Raw genomic sequence first — 5,342 nt, 5'->3', positions numbered from 1 at the left:
CAAGATTGGCGAGAAGTCGCTTGCTTGCAAACTGCTGCGTAAATTGAGCGAACCTAGCGATTGCGGGATAATTGTGCTCAATTTTGAACATCTCCGGTTAAGTTGACAATACCATTGCCAGCCCAGCCGCAACCGACCCTGCCTCAGTCTGAATGTGAAGTTGGATCGCAGCATCTGGGTTCTCTCCTTCCAAATACAGCAGTTGAGCAATGAACTCATTCGTAACCTCATGGGTGATCGGTTGTCGTAAGAATAGCGTGCGAGATCGTATCCACTGATCGTCAAAATTCATGCCTGCATTTGAAGCGTTGTTGAACAGATTCATTGGTGTTCCTTCCTGCATCACTGTCAAGCGGCGCACCTCGATTTTAGTAGACTTGACATGCAACCATTTAGTTGCATAATAAGAGATATGGATGCCGTGTTTAAAGCCCTCTCTGATTCCAGTCGGAGAAAATTGCTCGATCAGTTGTACACCCACAATGGACAAACCCTTGGAGAACTCTGCGAACATCTTGTCATGACGCGGCAAGCGGTCAGTAAACATCTTGCGGTGTTAGAGGCTGCAAACCTTGTCGTCACACTTTGGCAGGGGCGAGAGAAACTGCATTATCTCAATCCTGCTCCGATTCAAGAGATCTACGATCGCTGGCTCAGCAAATACGATCGCTCCCAACTTGATGCGTTAAGTCAACTCAAACGCACCCTCGAAGAAACTTCACAGGAGACTGACCATGAGTAAACCGACCTTTGTTTATGTCACCTACATTGCGACGACGATCGAGCAGCTCTGGGTAGCCATCACTAGCGAAGCCTTCATGCAGCAATATTGGGGAGAGCGACAACTACAATCGGATTGGCAAGAAGGTTCGACTGTAGAGCAAGTAGACTCAGCAGGTGAATCACAAACCATTGGTGAAATCTTGCAGTCTGAACCGCCGCATCAGCTTTCCTATACCTTCCAGTTTTTTGATCACACACAGCCTTCTCGTGTCCGCTTCTTATTAGAGCCATCTGCACATCAGGTCAAGCTGACCGTGATTCACTATCGACTAGAAGCCCAAAGCTATCTCAGCAACAGCGACAGATGGGCGCTGTGCTTGTCTACCCTCAAGCAGTTACTAGAACTCGAAGGGGCGCTTTTGATTGTCGCTTAAACCCAATTTCTGATTTACTTCATTCAAGGAACTACCATCATGATTCCGACTGTTGTTGAACAATCGGGTCGAGGCGATCGCGCCTTCGACATTTACTCCCGGCTGCTACGAGAGCGCATTATTTTTCTTGCGGAACCCGTGATGCCCGAAATGGCAAACCGGATTGTGGCGCAATTGCTCTTTCTCGAAGCCGAAGACCCAGACAAAGATATCTACCTCTACATCAATTCTCCCGGTGGCTCTGTAAATGATGGGCTGGGCATCTATGACACGATGAACCACATTCGCCCCGATGTTTGTACAATTTGCTATGGCTTTGCAGCAAGTATGGGTGCGTTTCTCTTAGGTGCGGGTGCGAAAGGGAAGCGGAGCAGTTTGCCGAGTTCGCGGATTATGATTCATCAGCCTTCGGGCGGTGCACAAGGACAAGCGGTTGATATCGAGATTCAAGCGAAGGAAATTCTCTATGTCAAGAACCAGATCAATCAGCGCATGGCGAACTATACGGGGCGATCGCTCTTGCAAATTGAGCAAGATACGGAGCGGGATTTTTATATGTCCGCGCAAGAGGCAGTGGAGTATGGCTTGATTGATCGGGTAATCGAGCGTCCAGCGCTCCAGAGGTCTGCTGAACTGGTAGCAGCTAGATAGCAGAAATTGATGAGTTGATCGATCGCGCTCATCAGGTTCTCAGCTAAAGTTTTCCCAATTCACAGTCACGCTCAAGCAGTCCCTCAGATCCCTCCTCTTTAATCAACACTGTAGTCCTCTAAACACTCAGGAGATGGATCGTGAAATTCCAAACACTCGCTCTGCCCGGATTAGTGACTCTGACAACCGTAACGGCTCAATCTGCTCGTGCACAAGTGCTAATCAAACGCATCTGACGTCTAATAATGTTGCTGCCATTACGGAATCTCGTAGCCAAGAAAGTCGCCCACCCGCACCGAGTGCAACTCAAACGATCAATCTGACACCTCTCACTTCAGATCAAGTTAGCACGGTGCAAGTCAGATCCACACCTAAGCTTAGTGCAGCGAATGATCGCGCAGTACAATTAGAGACTTCAGGAGGCTCGATCGTGGATGCCGTCGTGAATCGGCAAGCCAATAACATAGCTCACCCCCTGAACATGGTTTTCTCACAGACGTATGGACCTCAGGGAACCTCCGATGATGTTGCAGCGTTTGGGGTCAAGACTTTGTTCAATCCGTAGGTCAAGGAAGGTAATCTGACTGCGATAGAATAGCAATTTCCACCTGCACCGATCATGGATGTAGTTATGCGTGGGCAACTCAATCGCACCGCTCACGCTTCAATGTCAGAGTGGTGAGCCTCGGAGACTCGATTGATGCGCGAGCGGGTCTTCAACGATTTCAGGGAAAATTGGGCCATTCCACTTTGCAAAGTATCGAGTGAAGCGACGATGCCTTTGTCACCGCTTTAACGTCTCTTGTTTCACTCAATCGTTGGCTATTTGCTGCTCTCGCTGTTTTGCTGCTTCCTGCTGTACTATCTCTGAAATCCACAGCTTCCCACGTTTCACAAGCACTGATGGTTCTGTCTCAGAGCGGTGATTATTGATTCTGGGAGCGTTTGTTGCGCTGGAAATATCAACACGATCGATTGAGTTATATGACCTATCCATATCCGGTGAGCGCGATCATTAGCCCCGCATCTTCAATTTCGGGACGGAACAGCAATAAGACTAAAGCGATTCTGTTTCGTATCATTCCGAAGCTATGTCCCTACCGCGATCCCAATGGAAACCTTAGCTAATCCTGCCTCACCGATGCAATGAGCTAGACTAATCGCATCCTCAACTTTGGTTGTCGTTTCATGTCACTACCTCACCTCTTTTCCGCTCTGCAAGTCGGTGCTCTAAAGCTGCCAAACCGAATCCTCATGGCTCCTCTAACCCGCTGTCGCGCCGATCAAAATCATGTTCCCACTCTATTGATGGCAGAATATTACAGTCAACGCGCCAGCGCTGGACTGATTATTGCAGAAGCGACTGCTGTCATGCCAGGTTGTTCTGCATTTGGCACTGAACCCGGAGTTCACAATGATGCTCAGGTTGCAGGATGGAAACAAGTCACCAATGCTGTTCACGCCAAAGGAGGTCGGATTATGCTTCAGCTCTGGCATGGGGGTCGAGCTTGTCACCCGTTGTTAAATCACGGTGCCATTCCGGTCGCTCCCAGTGCCATTCCGATTACAAACGACGAATTTCATGCGCCGCAGGGTAAAGTTCCTTATGTCACGCCTCGTGCGCTAGAGGATGACGAAATTCCAACGATTATTGCAGGGTTCCGGTCTGCGGCTGAAAATGCGAAAACCGCTGGATTCGATGGAGTCGAAATTCACGGCGCAAACGGTTACTTACTGGATGAATTCCTGCGGGATGGGAGTAATCAACGGAGCGGTGCTTATGGGGGTTCGGTTGAGAATCGTGCCCGCTTGATGCTCGAGGTGTTGGAGGCGACCATCGACGTTTGGGGCAGCGATCGCGTGGGCTTAAGACTCTCGCCACTCAGTAGCTACAACAGCATGAAAGACAGCGATCCGGTTGGCACGTTCACCTGGTTAGCCACTCGCCTCAACAATTACAACCTTGCGTATCTGCATGTGATGCGGGGTGATGCTCTGGGTGAGCAACAAGGCGACATTCTGACTCCGATTCGTGCAGCCTACCATGGGGTCTTAGTCGGCAATACAGGATATACGGCAGAAGAGGCGGAACATGCGATTTCCGATGGTCAATTGGATGCAATCGCTTTTGGAACCTCGTTTTTAGCCAATCCTGATCTGCCGAATCGCTTTGCTCAGAATGCGCCGCTGAATGCTCCAGATCCGAGCAAGTTCTACTCGCCTGGAGCGCAAGGATATACAGATTATCCGTATTTAGCTGCAGCTTAAATCGATGTTGCTAGTTTTGCGTTCATACTTCATTACGTTCGACAGGTATGGCAGTGTGGCGAGTTGATTCGTTGAACGCGAAGAAACAGGCTAAGAAATCGTTGGAGCGGACAGTTGGAAGTCTTTTCGTCTATCGTGAAAGTCGATCTGCTGCCGCTCAACCGGGACGTTATCCCGCTCCATTTAGGTGGTTAGGGCGTAGTTGGAAATTATTCGGCATGAACGTTTAAATCTCGATTCTTTAATCTTCAACTGATTGCGGGTTTTCCTGCGTGAGCGAAATTGTCTGAAAGCTCCTGTATGCCTGGACTGTTATCGTTTCTGACTAAAATGGCTCAAGTCTTTCTAGTTGAACCGTCGGCAGGATCAAGAATGCCCCAAATACAACGGTGGCAATCAATTCCCACACATTTGACGTTAGAACAGTTTGAAGAATTTGTCTTGCCCCACCTGCACCTCGGCAGCCGTGGTCCTCAGCTAAAGCTCTCTTTGCACACAATCTTCAACTACATTTTGAAGCTCTTGTACCTCGGCTGCCAGTGGAAAGAACTGCCGATCAAGCAGGACAAGGAAGGGCAACCAGAAATTCATTACACTCGTGTCTATGCTGCCTTTCGGCACTATGAAGCTCAAGGATGTTTCGATGCCATTTTTGCGGGACGGTAGGACTCCTTCACCAGCAAGCGTTGCTGGATATCAGCGTAATCCATGGCGACGGAACAACCGCAACGAAGGAAGGCGGAGACAATCTCGGATTTAGCGGACACAAGCATCTCAAAGGGCACATTGCAGTTGCGGTCACAGAAAGCAACTGCAATGTGATTGCCCCGTTTGTTTCAGCTCCTGGCAATCGGAATGAGTTTCCACTGTTGCAGACCGCCCTGCCGAAAGTCACCCGCATCGCTCAAATGGCCGGGCTTGACCTAAACCGACGCTCGTCTCTCTCGATGGCGTTTACGATAGCCGAGCCAACCGGAGAGCCATCTTCAATCGCAGCATGATTCCCAACATTCCTGCAAATCCACGCGGCAGAAAGACTCCGAAGCGGGGACGCAAGGCTATTTTCGATGCGGCTATTTTTCAGGAACGCTCGCAATGGTCAGCATTCCAGGCAGAACTAGAAGAGTGCAACACATCCGAGTTTCGAGGAAGTCTCAGATGTGTTGCACTCTTCTGGTCGGCTGGTCTGGAAGGTGACGGACATTCCGCTTCAGTGGTTGGCTTATCCGACTGTGAGGAAGCATGGAGAGCGATTTGCGGAGACGG

8 protein-coding genes are annotated in these 5,342 nt (G+C 49.7%); 7 read left to right on the top strand and 1 reads right to left on the bottom strand.

Translation table 11 applies throughout. The features are described from left to right. Positions 1 to 97: 97 nt before the first annotated feature. On the bottom strand, positions 98 to 325 hold the full coding sequence (locus NC980_RS26105) for an ATP-dependent Clp protease proteolytic subunit (RefSeq protein WP_190379552.1): 228 nt from the start codon (positions 323 to 325) through the stop codon (positions 98 to 100). A gap of 87 nt (positions 326 to 412) precedes the next feature. Here NC980_RS26105 and NC980_RS26100 point away from each other — a divergent pair, with 87 nt between their 5' ends. From NC980_RS26100 to NC980_RS26070, 7 genes are all read left to right on the top strand, one after another. Next, complete coding sequence (locus tag NC980_RS26100) at positions 413 to 742, top strand: helix-turn-helix transcriptional regulator (protein WP_190379551.1); 330 nt, start codon at positions 413 to 415, stop codon at positions 740 to 742. Further along, entirely contained in the window at positions 735 to 1,157 is a 423-nt protein-coding gene (locus NC980_RS26095; protein ID WP_190379550.1) for an SRPBCC domain-containing protein, read from the top strand. The genes NC980_RS26100 and NC980_RS26095 overlap by 8 nt, the downstream gene beginning before the upstream one ends. 39 nt (positions 1,158 to 1,196) lie before the next feature. After that, a complete protein-coding gene (clpP, locus tag NC980_RS26090) occupies positions 1,197 to 1,808 on the top strand; it encodes an ATP-dependent Clp endopeptidase proteolytic subunit ClpP (protein WP_190379549.1) in 612 nt (203 codons plus the stop codon). A 133-nt stretch (positions 1,809 to 1,941) separates the two neighbouring features. Further along, complete coding sequence (locus tag NC980_RS26085) at positions 1,942 to 2,373, top strand: hypothetical protein (protein ID WP_206753849.1); 432 nt, start codon at positions 1,942 to 1,944, stop codon at positions 2,371 to 2,373. Between the two features lie 623 nt (positions 2,374 to 2,996). After that, positions 2,997 to 4,076, top strand: coding sequence for an alkene reductase (locus tag NC980_RS26080; protein WP_190379547.1), 1,080 nt, complete (start codon positions 2,997 to 2,999; stop codon positions 4,074 to 4,076). Between the two features lie 300 nt (positions 4,077 to 4,376). Beyond that, positions 4,377 to 4,742 (top strand): hypothetical protein, encoded by a 366-nt coding sequence (locus tag NC980_RS26075; protein WP_242027225.1) that lies wholly within the window; start codon positions 4,377 to 4,379, stop codon positions 4,740 to 4,742. Continuing rightward, positions 4,712 to 5,077 carry a hypothetical protein gene (locus NC980_RS26070; RefSeq protein WP_199298780.1) on the top strand — a complete coding sequence of 122 codons (366 nt, stop codon included), beginning with the start codon at positions 4,712 to 4,714 and terminating at the stop codon, positions 5,075 to 5,077. Before NC980_RS26075 ends, NC980_RS26070 begins: the two co-directional genes overlap by 31 nt. Positions 5,078 to 5,342: the final 265 nt, after the last annotated feature.

This window comes from Leptolyngbya sp. AS-A5 (assembly GCF_039962495.1).
Lineage (GTDB): Bacteria > Cyanobacteriota > Cyanobacteriia > Leptolyngbyales > Leptolyngbyaceae > Leptolyngbya.
Note: the sequence above shows the minus strand (reverse complement) of the source record. Positions and strands in the feature narration are given on the sequence as shown.

Coding starts and splice junctions, on each gene's coding strand:
- NC980_RS26105 (WP_190379552.1), bottom strand. CDS start 325: ATGAATCTGTTCAACAACGCTTCAAATGCAGGCATGAATTTTGACGAT.
- NC980_RS26100 (WP_190379551.1), top strand. CDS start 413: ATGGATGCCGTGTTTAAAGCCCTCTCTGATTCCAGTCGGAGAAAATTG.
- NC980_RS26095 (WP_190379550.1), top strand. CDS start 735: ATGAGTAAACCGACCTTTGTTTATGTCACCTACATTGCGACGACGATC.
- clpP (WP_190379549.1), top strand. CDS start 1,197: ATGATTCCGACTGTTGTTGAACAATCGGGTCGAGGCGATCGCGCCTTC.
- NC980_RS26085 (WP_206753849.1), top strand. CDS start 1,942: ATGGATCGTGAAATTCCAAACACTCGCTCTGCCCGGATTAGTGACTCT.
- NC980_RS26080 (WP_190379547.1), top strand. CDS start 2,997: ATGTCACTACCTCACCTCTTTTCCGCTCTGCAAGTCGGTGCTCTAAAG.
- NC980_RS26075 (WP_242027225.1), top strand. CDS start 4,377: ATGCCTGGACTGTTATCGTTTCTGACTAAAATGGCTCAAGTCTTTCTA.
- NC980_RS26070 (WP_199298780.1), top strand. CDS start 4,712: ATGTTTCGATGCCATTTTTGCGGGACGGTAGGACTCCTTCACCAGCAA.